Raw genomic sequence first — 18292 nt, 5'->3', positions numbered from 1 at the left:
TCGTAAGCTTGAGACTGAGTTGTGTTGTTCACTGACATTTCCTATTTCGTTGACTAAAAGTTTTGCGAGGTGAGCAGATTTTTGATTGATTAAAGTCAGTTAAATTGAGCCAGCAATCCAATTTAAAGAGCGGAATGGGACAACAACTAGGGCAATTATTCTTTCAGGGCTGCGTGTCAGTTGAATGGGAAAAGTGAGAACTTTAAGTTGACTGTTAGCAGCCACATCACTGAATAAAATGCTATCCCCTTCTATGCGTTCGATCGCTAGGTTAATGTCTTTCGCCTTAGTCGCCTTACGCAAGGCTTCTATGGCTGTCCAAATCCGCGTACCAGCCTGATCTACCGAGTCTTTGCTTTCTAGCTGTTGGATTAATGGGTATCGAGAAGAACTTAGTAAGGCAACCCAATCTTCTACACTGCGATGAGTTACCGGTTCAATGTCACAGCCCTGCACTCCTCGACCGGCAACACACAAACAAACACGTTCGTCATGGGAAAGCGATACTTCTATTTTTTCTTCTGCAAGTCCTACAACTACTGGTTTACCAGATTCTGTCCACTGAATCCGTACTTTGGATATGAGATTAGCATTATTGTTCAGCAGTTGAGCGATCGCTCTATGAAATAGAGGTAGTTCCAGTTGATGACGTTCCGTGGGTAATAGTGCATGGATACCAGGAAGATAAGCCAATGATATCTCTGGTGCAACGACTTTGAATAAAGGCGATCGATTACTCAATTCTCTGTAAAGAATCTGTTCATCCCTCTGGCTGGGATCGGCCAAATCTTCAGCAGTGGGATTCTCTTCACGGTGTTCTAGTATCCGCAATTGATAGCTACTGAGTCTTTCCATAACACGCCCATCGGGAGCTAAAAGAAAAACATTACTGTGATACTGTTGACCTTTTCGCCCTTGGGGTGTGGTAACACCAATATATGAACCAGTTCCATCTCGATCTGATTGATCAATTTCAAGACTGTCGATGCGGATGGGCAAACAAAGATCCTGCGGAATTACTAGTTGTCCAGCTTGCAGCAATGAGTCTCTACAATAAGGATCTCCGAGCAAGAAAGGCCCTTGCGCTCTATCTAAAGATTGTTCTTGCTCCTGGGCAGAATACAAGTTTCTGTGGGTTTTGAATACACAACTGTGGGAATTCAGGCTATAAACCTGTTGTAAACGCTGAAACTTGGGGCCTTGGAAAAGTAACCAACTATAAAGATCAGCTTTCGGCTCAATATCTAGAGGAACTTCTGGAACTTCAATCTGTTCTACAGATGGATTACTTTCAACACCTAGTAAAAATGTGGCTGAAAAATGGCTGATGGCAAATCCTGTCTGTTCGGTTTTGATAGTTACATAAACTTGCTGTGGATCATTTTTTAGTTCTCGTTCAAGTACCTCTGCATGAATTTCTATTTCCACTCCTTTGTCAGGAGCTACAACAATCGGACGTTCCAAACGAATATCTTTTATCTGCACAGTTGGTAAGGAATCTTTGGCAGTGACATAGGCAACTGCTTGGGCCATAGCCTCCAAACCGAATACAGTCGGGAACAGATATGAACCTTTATAGAGGTGATCCTGTAAGTATGAATCCTGCTCAAGACTGAGGTGCGCTCTCAGAACAACCTCTACACCCGGTTGATAAATCAGAATCTTCTCTAAAAACTTCGACGAAGCAGGAGGTGAGAACAATCCTGGATACCAGGTATCAAAACCACTCGATTCAAAAGCAGCTAAGGTTTGCATAGGTGCTGCGATCGCAACTCGCAAATCTGGGGGTTCATTTTTGATTAGATGCAAGAATCGACTAACGCCTGCATCTTTGGGAATGGCACTAATACCCATTTTGTTCAGGCTCCGAACGCTGCCCATCCGCGCTCCCATTCCTACCTCTTCCCACACACTATATGCCATTGAAATCACGGCGGTTTGAGGGTGTTGAGCTTTAAAACGGCGTAAAATCAGATCCAAAGTTTCATTAGAGAAGCCATACCAAGCATTGCGTTGCATCCCTGTAAAGCCGATGACCGAGGAAAAACCGGCGAAAAGCTTCAGTGGAGTAGCTTCCAGTGCTTTGTATAGATTAATCAAACCGAGAAGTTTAGGACTGATTTCATCAAATGCTGCTTCTGTAGAAACTTGCTCAATCAGTCTTGGCTTATTGAGGGCAGCTCCATGAATTACTCCTGATATCTCGCCTAGCTCTTGTCTGACTTTTTGCAAGAGATTTACTACTGCCTCGTAGTCAGCAACGTCACATGCATAGTAGTGGCAAGTTAGTCCTTCAGCATCAAAGCGCCCAAGAGTACGGGTAATATCAGAACTACTACTTTGTTGAATGTTGTCATCGGGATGAGGTGAACGTCCTACAAGTGCCACACGGATACCTGTGTCTTTAGCTAGAGCCAGGGCACACTCGGCAGTAATGCCTTTTGCTCCACCGGTGACGAGGATGACATCCTCAGATGACCAGGTAATTTGACGGTCTAGATAATCCACAGGTTGTTGCACCTGAGGCCGAGGAACGTAGCGCTTGAGATCGGTATCGTAACTTACAGTTGTATAAACATGGGGAGTAGAGAGTTCTCTGAAGACACATTCTGCCAGACTGCTGGGATCTACTGTGGGGGAGAAATCAACTACCCGAACTTTGAGATCGATTCGCTCTAGATGTAAACTCGCTGCAAAGCCAACTGTACAGCATTGTTCAATATCTGCTAATGGTAGTTGCGCTCCGAAATGTCCCCCACTAAATTGGACATAAGCAACTGTTGTATGGTCACCGGATGCTAGAGGTGGAGTGGCGACACTGCGTAACCGTTCAATCATGCCAATCAAACGGGCTTCTGATGACAATTGGGTGTTGGGCGTACAAGGCAATACTGCAATGAAGTGAGTTACATCGACGTTCTTAGTTAGTGTCTGAGTGCTGACTTCTGCAAAGGTTACACTTTGAACTTGAGCGCCTTGAGTGCGAAGCTGATCAGACAAGACTGCTATTTTGTCTGCATTACTGAATTCGTAAAGAATCAGCACATTCGCAGTCTGCCAGTTTTCTGCCATCTGTCTGCCTAAAGCAACTGAAGGAAGTTCCTCTGGAACATTTTGGATGATGTAATCACGTACTAGTTGCTTACGTGTTAATTCTGGCCCGCCTGCTGGTGTTTTGCCGTTGTTTTGATTTTTGAAATCTTGCTTTAAAGAAACTGTTGAGATCGGTTCTGAGACTTTAATTCCATTCCCGTTATTATTTGGGATGAAATTATGAATTGTTTCAGCAATCTCTTGAATCGTAGCATTAGCTAGAGAAGGCGGGTCAATTTTCCCAGCAGCACCAAATAGCTTGGCGGCTTCTGCGACAACTTCACCGGCTTTGATGGAGTCGAGGTTGAGATCGTCGAGTAATCGCAATTCTGCTGTGATACTTTCTCTGACATACCCTGTTTGTTGGATAATCAGGTCGGTCAGTGAAGAGGCGATCGCATCGGTTGTACCCATCAAAGTTGTCGATACTAAAGAAGCTGCTTCATTACCATTCGTAGTGCGATCGCTTGACATGAAACTGCGAATCGTTTCGGCAATCTCTTGAATGGTGGCATTAGCTAAAGCAGGTGGGTCAATTTTCCCGGCGACACCATATAGCTTGGCGGCTTCTGCGACAATTTCACCGGCTTTGATGGAATCCAGATTGAGATCGTCAAGTAATCGCAATTCTGCTGTGATACTTTCTTTGACATATCCTGTTTGTTGAACAATCAAGTCTGCCAATAAAAACTCAACACCCTGATTACCATTTGCCACAACGCCATTGGTTTCCCCAGGCTTAAGTAAGGTAGAAATAGCAGTATGAAAGCCATTACCATTAACTGTGTGAGTTGTTCTGGCAGCATTTTGAGAAGTTGCGACTAAAGGCATTTGCAGATCGGCTCGGATGACTTCAGCTATAAACTTACCGCGTCGAGCTAAATAATCTTGCAGCACCTCTGGTGAAATATGGTTGTGTTTGCCAAACACTGAATAATTCAGCAAACTTTCAGAAGTAATTTTCAAGGATGGAGATGAGTGCGTTGCAGATACATGAAATGGTCGTTCTACAGGATTGTCGATGAAGATGCGTTCTGAGGCTGGTACAAAAGAACGTATAAGCCGACCTTCGTAAAGTGCTTCCCAGTTGATGTCATGACCACGAGCAAATACGTTAGCTAACATCATGTTCAACGACTGGTCAAATCCAGGTTTAGCTTCCACAGGCAGACATTGCAGCCCTTGCAACCCGTTGATGTCGTTTACCAATCCAGAGAGGACTTTTCCTGGGCCAACTTCTATTAGCAGGTCGCATGTCTGCTCTAGAGTTTTCACCAGCGATACAAAGTCCACTTGCGCTAGTACCTGATGGGCAAAGTGGTCGCGCAATTGCAATCCTGTTGGCGGCTGTTTACCATCTACAGATGAAACAAGGCTTATAGTGGTCTTCGGGAGTGTATCTGGAACTAGTTCATAGTTGTGTAAGTATTCGGCAGCTTCCGAGACAAGTTGAGAATGAAAAGCATTAGAAACTGGAAGCTTGTATGTCTTGATTTCTTGAGCAGCGGCCAATTCAATTACTTGTTCAATGCTCAAGTGCTCACCAGATATGACTATCTGGGTAGGACTATTGATATTTGCAATAACGGCATAGCCATTGACTTGTTTTAACAATTCCTCGGCTTTGTCACGGGAGCAAGCAATACTTACCATACTTCCCCCCATGCCTTGGCCAGAAACAGACATGGCACGTCCACGAACAGCAGCTAAACAGATCAAAGTTTGCTCGTCAAACGCACCTGCTGCGTGAAAAGCAGTTAGTTCCCCCAGGCTATGACCACCTACGGCGATCGGCTTCAATCCTAGATGTTGGAGATAGTGTATCCAAAGTAGCGAAGCGAGGCAAATGGCTGGTTGAGCGATTTCAGTTTGGGCAATTTTCTTAGACCATTCTTCAGACTGCTCTTGATTGATAGCACGGTCTACAGATTTATAGATCGACTCACTAATACTTGGGGCGCCAATTTCTTGCAGCCATTTGTCAGCTTGATTTGCTAGTTCTTTGGCCCAGCTAAAGCGTTGTACGAAGGTACGGGCCATATTCAACTTTTGAGAACCTTGACCAGGAAAGAGAAAACCGATGCGGCTTTGCTGGACTTGATTGCCAATCCAAATTCCTTGCTGCGGGTTGAGGATTATTTCTCCCTGAGCCAATGGTTTAGCGTTCAATAATTCTTGTAAGAAACTCAGACGTTCAACCAACTCTTCAGGTAAACGGGCGATGAGTGCTGCTCGTACTGGTAGTTGTTGGTTTAGTTGTTGAGCAAGATGTGCAGCTAGATCAATTAGTTCGCTTAAACTCAATCCTTGTACTTTCGGAAGTAATGCATCTATGCCTTGTAACAAAGCTGGGATTGATGCTGCACTCAAGACAAAAATCTCTGTTTCTTGAGCAGAAACTAACAAAGCCTGCTCATCAATTAACGGTTCAAGTTGAGTAGCAGGAGCATCGCCAGATTCTAAAGTGACGTGGCAATTGATGCCGCCAAATCCCATTGCGGAGACTCCAGCCCGGAGTGTGTCTGTTGTTTGGCGAACTTCTCCTTGAAGCACCGGGTAAAGACAGTGGGCAGCTTTGTCAAATACTTCGTTTGGCTCATTGCAGCCAGCTAATGGCGGTATTACTCGGCGGTTAACAGCCATAACAGCTTTGATGAATCCTCCAATGCCTGCTGCGGCTTTGGTATGCCCAACTAGGGATTTGAAAGAGGTAATACCACAAGAGCGGGAAGGTGTTTCACTGTTTGTACCCATAGCTAGGGCAATACCTTCTAGTTCGACGCGATCGCCTACTGGTGTTCCTGTACCATGACCTTCTATAAAATCAACGTTACTTAAGCTGTAATCGGCTCGGTTATAGGCTCGGCGTAGTGCTTTAGCTTGTCCTTCCCGACTCGGAGCTGTTAGACCTCCTTTGCCATCAGATGATATTCCCCATCCATTCAACACTGCATAGATATAATCATTGTCAGCACGAGCATCTTCTAAGCGCTTCAAAACGACGAAGCCAGCCCCTTCTCCAGGGATAAAGCCACTGGCTTTTTTATCGTAAACGGTCATATCTTTGCTAGTCAGGGCACCTGTTTTGGCAAATCCTACTAGTTCAAAGGTGTCTAGACTAATATCTACACCACCAGCCAGAGCCAAATCGAGGTCGCCATTGCTTAAAGCGTTAGCAGCAGTGGCAACGGCAATTAAGGACGAAGAACAAGCTCCATCGACTGTATAACCACCGCCATGAAAGTTAAAAAAGTTACAAATTCTCCCAGCAATAGTATTAGAAAGGTTGCCGGACAATGTGTCTTCGGTAAATGGTGAGAATACTGACTTGTAGTATTCTTGCATTGCTATTACCAGCTCATCTATGACTTGCGATGGCAAACCCTTTGCCTTTGCTGCTGTATGTATTACCCGTTGGATAAATGGCCAGCGTAGTCGCATGTTGTTAGAGCGTGTTTGTTCTCCTGTTAAGGAATTACCGAGGATTACACCTGTACGTTCGCCCGGAACATTTGCTCGTGTATAACCTGAATCCTCTAAAGCTGCGATCGCTACTTCTAATGCTACCCAATGAGCGATATCTGCTGTCTCTACTACAGTTTTAGGAATGCGCTTACTTGCCCAATCAAACTCAAAGCCCTCAATTACAGCCATACGTTTACCGTAGGTTTTGTCTGGAACCGTCGGGTCTGGATCGTAATAATCTGCAAGTGGTAACCGATGATCTGGCGATTCTCTAAATTGTCGTCGCCGCGAAAGTATGTTTTCCCAAAGCTGTCGTAAATCCCTTGCACCAGGATACCAACACCCCATACCAATAACCGCAATTCTAGGTTGAGATCCTTCTATGTACATATCTGTAATAACTTTGCTTCAAACACAAAATTGAATAAATCAAGAAAAATTTGATTCTGATGCTCAAGTTTGATTGTCAAGTTAATGCTATTGACTTGGAAGCAGAAAGTAGAAATCTTGTCTTCCCTACTCCCCCACTCCGTAGTGATTTTTTCATGCACTTATCGCAGTTTACGATGGTTACACAATAATTACTAAGTAGCTATCCTGACCATTTCTTCAAACTTTTGATCGAGCATTTGCATAATTGTTGAAATCTTTTCGTTGGGGAATTGACCAAGCAGCGATGATGGTTTGTCGTAAGCAACATGGGTCTTGCCATTGTAGTCATCGTAGACAAATAGTCTTAATGGAACATAAAGACCAACGGCAGGATTTTGTTCAAACATTTGGTTAGCTATTAATGGATTACCAATTATGTAGAGCTTGGCCTTTTTGTTTTTGCCGGCAAGAGACATGAGTTTGCCATGTTCAATTTGTGAAAATATCATAAAACCACTTTGACCAATCATCGATTCAATTCCACTTTTGATTTGTTCAAACGATTGCTTGGCACCAATCATTTGCTGAAAAACTGTGCTGTCACTTTTACCATTAATGGTTTCGATCTTATTGGTTATTTCTTCAAATGACTTTTCAGAAGTAACAATTACACGAGTTGCTGTAAAATTGACGGTTTCTATTACGGTTTCCATGACTCTTTCTCTACTCTATAAATGTGCAATCAATTCCTACAGTTCCCAGGTCAGATTACTAGTACTTTATTCATTTGTTTAAAAGGTACTGGTAGCTTGATGATGAAGCGATTAGCCTGGTGAGCTTTTAGACAACAACCCTAACCTTAAAACATCCTCCTATATTAGTCTTCAGTCTCTCTAAAATCGATTATGCAAAAAACCTGATATTTTTGGTTTATCACATTCTCAAACAATACTTTATGTGAGGCTGAACCGCTCTTGGAGAATACAAGTACTGAGCATTTTCATCAATGTGGTATCTATAGAAGCAAGTTGGCTTTCATTCATTTCAGGTATTTGGTCAAGGAATTGAATTACTGCTGGTTGGTTATAAAAGGGAACAGAAGCAAATGCAGAACCTCGTAAGGTATCTTGAATCAGTTGATGCAGAGGTTCATTCTGTTTCAATGTAGAAGGCGGTGCAAAAAATGGATGCTTTTTACGGTTATAGACCATATCTGGAAGGTAAGGTTTGGCCGCTTCTCGCAATATATACTTGACATTCATGCCGCGAATCTTAAATGAAACAGGTATATTGCGGACTGCTTCCACAACTAAGTGATCTAAAAATGGCAGTCTTCCTTCGGTAGAATGGGCCATTTCTACACCATCTCCTAAAATTCTAAACAGGTAAGGTAGAACAGTTTTAGACCACAAATAAAGAGACTGATGAACAGGCTCTCGCTTTGCAAGTTGTCCTTGTACATCAATTTCATTGAAGAACATGCGATATGCATCTTGCTGGCCAAAGTGAGCCATAAATGCAGGCGAGTATAGAGAAAGGGATTTAGCATATCCTTTGGCATTAGCTTCAATCCAGGTGGGTACAAAGCCTAAAAGACGTTCGACATTAACTAAAGGTTTGGATATTTCTTCAGGTAAGAAACCTGCTGCGGCAGAGACTTGGTTGTTACGCTTTAATTCTTCTAAGATATGCTTGATAGTTTGTTCATCTTGACCCTTGGTGTTGTAGCGCAACATGTCCATCAAGAAATGAACATAGCCTCCAAAGATTTCATCAGCGCCTTCACCTGTGAGGACAACTTTGTAACCTGCATTCTGTACTGCTCTGCTCAAAAGATACTTAGCAGCAGCACCAGCATTGATACACACCATTTCACAGTGCCAAATAGCATCTGCAAAATGTTCAGCTAAATCAGATTGAGTAATGGGAATAACTTGATGATTTCCTCCAGCTTTTGCTACTGCTTCACGAGCAAAAGCTTCTTCGTTGTAGTCTTCGTGATCGAAGGCGAGGGTAAATGCTGTAATTGGCTTTGTTGTGTGAGTAGCAGCAATTCCCAATATCGCAGATGAATCAATTCCTCCACTCAAGTGACAACCTACAGGTACATCTGCTCTTAACCGCAGTCTTACAGACTCGTTTAAGCTATGGCGAACTTGTTCAATGTAATCTTCTACGCTTTGTTGGGGTTGTACATCCGCAGTAATGGGGTAATCAAAATCCCAATAACGATGTAATTGGAAATTAGTACGGGATGCAAGTAAAAAATGTCCAGGTGGTACTTGATATATGTTCTTGAAGAAAGTCCGGTCTGGGCTAAAGAGTCCGAGATCGGCTCGAAACCAAAATTCATGATCCCAGTTAGCCGGAACACCCGCAGCAAGCAAAGCTTTGACTTCTGAAGCCAAGTAGAGTGTATCACCATACATGGTGTAGTAAAGAGGCTTGATGCCAAAGCGATCGCGAGCGGCAAAAAGTGTTTGATTGCGCTCATCCCAGATTACAAAAGCAAACTCACCCCGTAAATGATGCAGACATTGAGTCCCAAACTCGTTATATAAATGAATAGCAATTTCGCTGTCGGAGTGGGTTCGTAGGTTATATCCTTTTTGCTTCAAATCCTGCTGTATCCGCTCAAAATCATAAAACTCTCCATTAGCAATAATATGCAGTGTGTCATCTTGATTGCTAATTGGTTGGTCTCCACTAGTGAGGTCAATAATACTAAGTCTTCTATGTCCTAAGCCGACTCTGCCATCATCGGAAATCCAAATTTTCTGTGCATCAGGACCTCTATGATACAGGCTATCTATTCCCCGCTTCAAAGAAGTCTCGGAAATTGGTTCTTGTCTTGAGAATAATGCCACAATTCCACACATTTGCTGAATTCTCCTTTGAAAAATTTTGAGCTGTTTTTAATGTTTTGGTGCCAAAACACTATTAGCAGATGAAATTACATATTCACAAAAATATCAGGTGTTAAAATGATCTTTTTGCAAGGCTCTGACAAAAACTAAAGTTTTTGTGAAATTTTATGGCTATGACTGAATCTAGAGTTATTGTGTTAACGGTATCGAACCGAGATAAGTAAATTTGCACAATAAAAACAAACTATGTGAAGAAAGATAAACTAGACTAAAACTCTCTTCACTCCTGCCTCCTTCCTTATCCCAAAAACGAATTTTTACGCCGATATACTTACGTGTAATTTTAGGCAAAATGGTCTGGGAAAACCTGCCCTGTATAGATTTTACCGTTTTTAAAAGTTTCGCATAATTTGAGAATGAGTAGAAGTTGGATTAGTAATTTTTTAACCTGATTTAGTACGTCTTTGGATTGACATTTTCATAGAGCTTGAGAGCGAAAATATTGCTAAAAAACGTAATGCTCATTAAGAGGGCATAGATAAATAGAAATGTTAATAGCTAGGAGGTAATAGCTAATGCTAAAAATATGGTTGGTAGAAACGCAACTCATCGCACCTTTACATTTATTTATGCCCACACACTTAAGAATAGGTAAAACGCATTTTTACCATCAGTAGAACTGTAACTTACTACCAGTTTATAAGACTTAAAACGAGGTAACAATAACTTATACTTTGATAGAACTATAAGACTCCTGTGTAATTTATGAACAATATTTAAAATTAAACCCTGATAAAACGGGCTTTTCAGCCTCAGTATGTTTGCAAAAATCAAATCGGAGTCCTATAACAATTACTTTGCTCATGTTTCTGAAGCGAGCTAGTTGCACTCGTCCTTCTCCAGGCTTGGGGAGTTGTACCGTGATGTTGGCGAAACTGGCGGAAGAAATGAACCATACACTGATAGCCCACCAATGTAGCGATCGCCTCAATTTTCTGATCGGTTTCTAAGAGCAAGGAACGTGCTGCTAGCATTCGGCGTTGAATAATCCAATTTTGCACAGTTTGTCCCGTTTGCTTTTGTACCAAGTTAGTCAAGTAAGTTGGGCAGTAACCAACTGCAACAGCAACGTCCTTCAGGGTAATCGGGCGGTGATAATTAGCCTCAATGAAGCTGAAGACCTTATTTAACTGGTGGTCGGATGGAAACATGCACTCAAAGGCAGTGGGTTTTATTATGTCAGGTACTGCTGGTTCTGCGACTATCTGGGGCTGTACAGCGTAGTGCTGTTGGAGGGAGGCTCGTTTTTCTAAGCAGACGGCGATCGCCCTCAATAATTCCTCTACTGTACAGGGCTTAGTAAGATAGTCATCTGCTCCCAATTCCATACCTTTGCGAATATCAGTCCGAGTGATTCTGACAGTGACAAAAATAAAGGGGATAGTTGCTGTAAGAGGATTTTGGCGCAACGTGGTTAGAACGCCATAACCATTGAGTTTTGGTATCATAATCTCGCTGACAATCAAATCGGGTAACTCTTCGTTTGCCCGCTGGACACCAATAAGACCGTTTTCAGCACCTATAGTGTAAAAACCTTTAGCTTTTATGCCTTCTAAAAAAAGGTTTCGGGTTGAGGCTGTATCTTCAATCACCAGAATTTTTTTCACACTCTTCTCCGAAAATATTGTAATTAATAATGCTGGCTTTGCTTGACATAGGGTTATACAGCAGATTTCAAGTTGGTGAGGTACACAACAATTCGTCTGTTACCCAGGTATAAAGCGTGTTTTACTCCTGTTAGCGCAGCAGGACGTAGCCCATTCTGAATTCTGCTGTATGTCATCACTAATCGCACTTGTGCAGTTATGATGCAGGCAAAAGTTAAGTGTTATGGGCTTAATCTGCCACGTCTATATGATTAATCAGTTCCCTCCATTAGTGTTCCGCAAAATCAGTAGACCAAAAATAATAGCAGAGATAGATGATTTTATTTTTAAAATAGATAGATTCCTTTCAAATGAACAATTATTTCGGCTATTTTAATCCGATTTATCAAAGCATTACACGAACATCAATACAACCGGAATAAATTCAACTTCGGTCGAGTTTAGGAAAATATTAGCTTGCAAAAAAACGAGTAAAAAATTGAAATTATACATTGACATAATCATAATTGATATATAAGTATTGATTATTGATAAAGATTGTTGTATGTTGTTAAACATTTAGCACCGCTAATATATCTAAACAATAGGCTTTTTCGTGTATAAGAGAATTACGTTTATTTGACAATTCGATATACTTTATTTATGTATTTTAAATACTTTATAAATGCGCCTATATAAGAAAAATTTAGAACGATTAATGTGTCTATAAACTCTATGCAAAAAGCTTTACATCTTGTTTTACTAAACAAAAATCAAGTAAATTTACTATAATCTGTTTAGCATTAATAGTAAATTTGCGACAGCGACTAATGACTAAATCATCTTTGAAAACGACGGTTTTGAATGAAACTCTATCTATCTATTTATTTGAGTCTTACCTTATTTAACTTTTGCAATTGGATAATACGACAGTTTTAGTCTTGGTAAATTTAGGAAAGGTTAACATTAAGTAAATTTTGGTTTTTTATAGGTTTTAAAGTTTTTTATAAACAAATATAAATCATATATTAATTTATATAGATTTTTTAGTATAATCCTATTATTGACAGGTTAATGCTTAAAAAACATTACTCATTTTTGTCTTTAAACCACCGTATACTATTTAACTGCTGTAGTAATGACCACAACTATCAGCAAGCCAAAAGTATCAATCAGTATGTGTCTTTTACGCACCTTAATTAATTTTCTTTACTGAGTACATACTCAGTTTCCTTGGATATCATTGTTGTCTCAACTACGCTGTCATATTTGAGTATTTTTTATACTGACAAGATACTGTTCGCGAGCTTTCTTACTTTTCAGATATCCTCTAAGCTCGACTTTATCCAAAATTAAGAACTCGGTTTTCTTTCTCCGGCGAAAACCCTGGCTTTTTGGCAAATACTTTTTCCATGTCACCGATGATGGATGAAGTTAAAAAAGTAAAACTACTGTCGCCCAAAGGTTTCATCTGAAGCGATCGCGTTGCGAAGCAAATGATAAAGTCGAGCTAATCGTAAATATTAACTTGACAAGCAAGAATTAATTGTATATACACTTAATATATTATTAAAAAAATTCATTTATGGAAAAGCAAGCTACTGAGTTAGATTTGACTCAGTTGATTACTATTGAGGATACCTGCGCCTGCTTTAACCTTCGTAAAGCATCTAGAGCGGTTACACAACTTTTTGATGAAAAGCTAGAGCCAAGTGGTCTGCTGGTTACTCAGTTGACAATTCTAGTTGCCATCTCAATTCTCGGCTCAGTAGCAATCAGTGATTTAGCTGAAGGTTTAGTCATGGATCGAACTACGCTGACGCGAAACCTCAAGCCTCCCGAAAGAGAAGGACTGATTCAAATTAATCCTGGTGAGGATCGACGGGTGCGAGTAGTAACCTTGACGGATAAAGGACGCTCTGTTTTGGCGCAAGCATTACCATTATGGCAACAAGCGCAAGCTCATATAGTGGAGAACTTAGGTCAAGAACGCTTTAATCTATTGCTTTCAAGCTTAACTACTACGGTTTCAATAGCGCGGAAAAGCTAAATTTTTTTGAAAAAACGTGTATATCCACCTAATCAAGAGTGGGGTATTTTTATGTTTGAACAAGAAGTTTCTTTAATTACTGAGAAAAAGCATAGACCATTGATTAAACCTATAGTTCAATGGGCTGGCATCTTGGGAGCGACAGCAGCAGTGGGAATAGGTGGATTTGTGGTTTGGAAACAGGTGAGTTCCCAAACCGGGGTTGAGAATCAGACTGGCATACATACCCCTTTACCTCAAGCACAAAAAGTTGTAGAGACGATAACTGCTTTAGGACGCTTGGAACCTCACGGAGAAGTAATTCAAGTCTCAGCGCCCACTTTCTTAGAAGGCGCACGAGTTGAGAAACTATTGGTGGAAGACACAGATTGGGTGAAATCTGGTCAGGTGATCGCAGTTCTCGATCGCCGAGAACGATTGCAAGCTGCTTTGAAACAGGCTCAAAGACAAGTTGAAGTAGCCCAAGCACGGCTAGCCAAAGTCAAAGCCGGAGCGAAAGAGGGAGATTTAGGAGCACAAAAAGCAACAATCGCTCGCTTGGAGGCAGAATTACGAATTGCCCAAACAGAACATCAACGGTACAAATATCTACAGGAAACTGGAGCCATTTCTGCTTCACTCCTAGACTCAAAACGCCAAATTGTCGAAACAATTCAGGGACAACTCAATCAAGCTAAATCTACCCTAACTAGTATTGCAGAAGTTCGTCCGACTGATATTCAGGAAGCTGAAGCAGAAATTGCTAGTGCTGTAGCATCTGAGCAGAAAGCCAAAGCAGACTTAGAAACTGCCTTTGTCACCGCACCCCAGAACGGTCAAGTTTTAAAAATTCATACTCGTGCAGGAGAGATGGTTGGTGTTAAGGCGATCGCAGATATTGGACAAACTAGGCAAATGGACGTAATCGCTGAAGTTTACGAAAATGATCTTGCCAAAGTGAAGATAGGGCAAAAAGCTACTATCACCAGTCTTAACAAAGCCTTTGTTGGAAAACTACAGGGAACTGTATACCGCATCATTCCCCAAATTGGTAAGCGGGATGTCCTCAATGACGATCCAGCAGCAGCAGTTGATGCCAGAGTTGCTGAAGTCAAAATCAGTTTGTTACCGAAAGACAGTCAGCGAATTATGAGTTTGATCAATCTCAAAGTAGAAGTAGCAATCAATCCTTAATTTTGGAATAGGAGTTGGAAGTGGTGTATTTTATCAATTTAGAAGAGTAGAAGTTCTCAATTTTAAGTTCTAAACATTACACTCAAATTAACTTATGTGATGCAATGATAGGTTTTAATTTATCCTTTCTTGATGGTAATAAAATTCCCCTGGCATGGTTGCAATTGATACGGGAGAAGACGAGGCTATTCGTGGCCATTTCAGGTATCAGCTTTGCCGTGGTACTAATGTTCATGCAGATGGGATTTCTAACTGCTCTATTTGATAGTGCAGTTGGTATGCACAGCAGTCTACAAGGCGATATTGTGCTGATTAGTCCACGCTCAGTGGCCTTAATTGCCATGAAACCATTTTCCCAACGGCGGCTATACCAAGTATTGGGCTTTCAAGGAGTAGAATCTGTCAGCCCTATCTACGTAGATTCTGGAATCTGGAAAAATCCGCAAAATCCTAGTATTACCCGTAATATTCGGATCTATGGAATTAATCCTGACAATCAAGTATTCAACATGCCAGGGGTAGCTGAAAATCTAGATAAGATTAAAAAGCCTGATGTAGTTTTATTCGATTGGGGTTCACGTACTGAATTTGGCCCGATTAGCACTTTGTTTAAGCAAGAAAAAAGCGTAATTACAGAGGTAGAGGAACGGCGAATTAATGTTGGTGGTTTATTTGAATTAGGAGTTACTTTTGGTTCTGATGGCACTTTGATCACCAGCGATCTGAATTTTTTAAGAATCTTTGAAGAGCGTAGAACCGCAGGATTAATTGATATTGGTTTGATTAAATTAAAACCAGGTGTAGATGCAGTAAAAGTGTTGAAAAACTTGAGGGCAAACTTACCCAAAGATGTAAAGGTACTATCTAAACAAGAATACAAAGACTTTGAAGTAAGCTACTGGAGCGGCAGCACGCCTATTGGTTTTACTTTTATACTTGGTACAGTTATGGGCTTTTTTGTCGGGACGATTATCGTCTATCAAGTACTTTATACTGACGTTAACGATCATCTCCCTGAGTATGCCACACTCAAAGCGATCGGATACAAAGATTCCTTCTTCTCTGGTGTTGTATTTCAAGCAGCAATGATTTTAGCCACGCTAGGATTTTTGCCTGGAGTACTAATTGCTTGGGGTTTATATGAACTCACCCGCACTGCCACACTCTTGCCGATGTTTATGCAGCTTGATAAAAACTTACTAGTGCTAGTTTTGACATTTGTCATGTGCTTTGTCTCTGGTAGTATCGCTATACGCAAGCTTCGAGAAGCAGACCCGGCTGACATATTTTAATATCCTTTCCTATAGTTTCATTATGCGGTCAGAACCTCTTGTCAATATTGAAAACCTCAGCCATTACTACGGTCGAGGAGTCTTGCGTAAACAAATTCTGTTTGATATTAATCTAAAAATTCAACCAGGCGAAATTGTAATTATGACCGGGCCATCAGGATCTGGTAAGACTTCTTTACTAACTTTAATTGGTGCTTTACGTTCAGCCCAAATCGGTAGTCTAAAAGTTTTTGGGCAAGAGCTATGCGGAGCTACTCAAGACCAATTAGTGCAAGTGCGACGTAATATTGGCTATATTTTTCAAGCACATAACTTGCTGAGTTTTTTAACAGCTCAACAGAATGTCCAAATGTCGCTTCAAATCCAGCCTGGGATGGCTAAGCAGAAGGCTCAACGCCAAGCAAAATCTATACTTGAAGCTGTTGGATTAGGACAAAAAATTAATAGCTATCCAGAAAACCTCTCTGGCGGACAAAAACAGCGGGTTGCAATTGCTCGTGCTTTGGTAAACTCTCCCAGTTTAGTTTTGGCTGATGAACCTACTGCTGCTTTAGATAGTAAGACTGGTCGCGATGTCGTAGATTTAATGCAAAAACTAGCTAAAGAACAAGGGTGTTCCATCTTGCTAGTGACTCATGATAATCGTATTTTAGATATTGCCAATCGTATTGTATACATGGAAGATGGTCGATTAGATAGAAGTCGGACAGGAACTTTTATTGGGGAAGATGCGGTACAAAACTCGGTAAGGTGATTCAATGCCAACTCCCCCTCACCCTAAAAACAATTATCATTATTGAAAAATCCTGTCTCCTGTTTTTCTTGGAATAATTTATTCTTTGAAAATCCCTTAGTGAACTGTTCAATATCAGCCGCAACACAATTAATTTATGGTTCCAGCGCAAAGCCCAAACAGGAGATGTATGGCAAAAGTTTGCTCAAACCGTACAAAGAATACCTCACTAAATACTAGAATGAGGGTTGTTCCTCTTTGCAAATATAATCAAATTAATTGTGCGCATATTCTAGAACTCTCCCAAACTTCCAGCGCCACACCGTCTCTACCAGTATTTCTTTGCCGTTGGTGAATTGGATGAATTCTAAACTTCGGTTGACTTGTCAATAACGAATCGTTAAGATTTAGACAAAATTTTGGATACTCAATTACAGCTATGCTTCGTCTCAAGTCAATTTGTGTGTTAATGCTGGCAACATCAGCATTTAGCCTCATATCTCATCCCGTTAAGGCTGCTTTAATTAATTTTAATAGTCAAGGAAATATTACGGCTATTAAGGGGTTACAAATTGAGGACAATTCATATAACGTTGAATTCGTACAAAATACTTTCCGCAATTTATTCGGCAATCCTTCTAATTTGACGCTTTTGCCCACTTTTTGGCTAGATGCTAAAGGCGCTAAAGCTTCAATTAATGCCATTGATAGTATTTTAGAAACAACTTATCCATCTGTTATTGCTTCTGACAAGACGCAAGGCACTACTAACTATATCATTCCTCAACAGTCTGCTTCTCCTCGGGTAGCAACTATAGACGAGCAAGGAAATATTACCTACCTCCCTACTAACCTTTTTGGAGGCTTGTGGGGAAACTATAACAACTATTATGAAGATCGACAACGCGATGAACTGTATAATACACTTTGTCAATTGAATGTATATTGTAGTGTTAATATATACAGGATGATCAATCCAGAAATATTCGCGGGAACAGATATTAATTCCCCTCGGACATTTGCGATTTTTTCTCCTAATACAAATAAATCTATTCCCGAACCTCCTAATACAGTTGGACTGGCAATTATGGGAATTTTGGCTTTATTAATTAGTAAAAAAATCAGATATAAACTTGTTTAAAATATTTCTATATCTATCTTCTAAATCTGATAGCGTCAAACTCATCACCAAAAGAAGCACTACCAAGAAAGCTAGAAAAAGTAAACAGCATCCAACCGAAACAAATATGTTTTTGGGTTTGCCAATTATATCTGTCTTCTATTGTCGGGATTGTGTTAGCTTCGACGATTTCTAGTCCCCAGTAGCCTAATGCACTGATGCCAAACAACATAGCGCTGACGATGGACAATTTAGCGATGACTTTGAGAATGTAATGCCTTAGGTGGGTAGTACCGGAAAGGATTGTCTGTGACGGTGGTGGATAGTGAGTTCACTAGGCGCTACAACCAAAATACGTTTTGGTTTTTGTTGAGTGAGTTGGGAGACAACTTGTTTATTATCAGTAGACATCTCCAAAATAGTAATATTCTGTGGTAAAAGAACATCATGATAAGTTTTTTGACACAAAAACATGAGTGAC

10 protein-coding genes and 1 pseudogene are annotated in these 18292 nt (G+C 40.8%); 5 read left to right on the top strand and 6 right to left on the bottom strand.

The window, feature by feature from the left end; all coding sequences use genetic code 11:
- Nucleotides 1-99 precede the first annotated feature (99 nt).
- The 4 genes from RM347_RS30150 to RM347_RS30135 form a co-directional block, all read right to left on the bottom strand.
- Nucleotides 100-6948: a type I polyketide synthase gene (locus RM347_RS30150; protein ID WP_322718838.1), complete on the bottom strand. Its 6849-nt coding sequence runs from the start codon at nt 6946-6948 to the stop codon at nt 100-102.
- A 194-nt stretch (nt 6949-7142) separates the two neighbouring features.
- The gene (locus RM347_RS30145) at nt 7143-7643 is read right to left on the bottom strand and encodes a DUF302 domain-containing protein (RefSeq protein WP_322718837.1); all 501 of its coding nucleotides are present in this window, start codon (nt 7641-7643) and stop codon (nt 7143-7145) included.
- A 240-nt stretch (nt 7644-7883) separates the two neighbouring features.
- A complete protein-coding gene (gene asnB / locus RM347_RS30140; protein WP_428850636.1) occupies nt 7884-9809 on the bottom strand; it encodes an asparagine synthase (glutamine-hydrolyzing) in 1926 nt (641 codons plus the stop codon).
- Between the two features lie 818 nt (nt 9810-10627).
- Nucleotides 10628-11464, bottom strand: a complete 837-nt coding sequence (locus RM347_RS30135; protein WP_322718835.1) for a DNA-binding response regulator — start codon at nt 11462-11464, stop codon at nt 10628-10630.
- A 1564-nt stretch (nt 11465-13028) separates the two neighbouring features.
- On the opposite strand from RM347_RS30135, the gene RM347_RS30130 reads away from it, so the two are divergent.
- The 5 genes from RM347_RS30130 (at nt 13029) to RM347_RS30110 (ending at nt 17832) form a co-directional block, all read left to right on the top strand.
- Nucleotides 13029-13493 carry a MarR family winged helix-turn-helix transcriptional regulator gene (locus RM347_RS30130; protein ID WP_322718834.1) on the top strand — a complete coding sequence of 155 codons (465 nt, stop codon included), beginning with the start codon at nt 13029-13031 and terminating at the stop codon, nt 13491-13493.
- A gap of 51 nt (nt 13494-13544) precedes the next feature.
- Entirely contained in the window at nt 13545-14666 is a 1122-nt protein-coding gene (locus RM347_RS30125) for an ABC exporter membrane fusion protein (RefSeq protein ID WP_428850635.1), read from the top strand.
- 104 nt (nt 14667-14770) lie between these two features.
- Nucleotides 14771-15958: an ABC transporter permease DevC gene (gene devC, locus RM347_RS30120; RefSeq protein ID WP_322718832.1), complete on the top strand. Its 1188-nt coding sequence runs from the start codon at nt 14771-14773 to the stop codon at nt 15956-15958.
- A gap of 22 nt (nt 15959-15980) precedes the next feature.
- Nucleotides 15981-16712 carry a DevA family ABC transporter ATP-binding protein gene (locus tag RM347_RS30115; protein WP_322718831.1) on the top strand — a complete coding sequence of 244 codons (732 nt, stop codon included), beginning with the start codon at nt 15981-15983 and terminating at the stop codon, nt 16710-16712.
- A gap of 442 nt (nt 16713-17154) precedes the next feature.
- Entirely contained in the window at nt 17155-17832 is a 678-nt protein-coding gene (locus tag RM347_RS30110) for a hypothetical protein (protein WP_322718830.1), read from the top strand.
- Between the two features lie 13 nt (nt 17833-17845).
- On the opposite strand, the gene RM347_RS30105 is transcribed toward RM347_RS30110, so the two are convergent.
- Together RM347_RS30105 and RM347_RS30100 are read right to left on the bottom strand one after the other, a co-directional pair.
- Nucleotides 17846-18061, bottom strand: a complete 216-nt coding sequence (locus RM347_RS30105) for a hypothetical protein (protein ID WP_322718829.1) — start codon at nt 18059-18061, stop codon at nt 17846-17848.
- 29 nt (nt 18062-18090) lie between these two features.
- A pseudogene (locus RM347_RS30100) lies at nt 18091-18292 on the bottom strand (hypothetical protein); the annotation flags it as partial.

The organism is Nostoc sp. ChiQUE02, from assembly GCF_034531305.2.
Lineage (GTDB): Bacteria > Cyanobacteriota > Cyanobacteriia > Cyanobacteriales > Nostocaceae > Nostoc.
The sequence above is the reverse complement of the archived record's forward strand: the minus strand, read 5'-3'. Positions and strand labels throughout refer to the sequence as shown.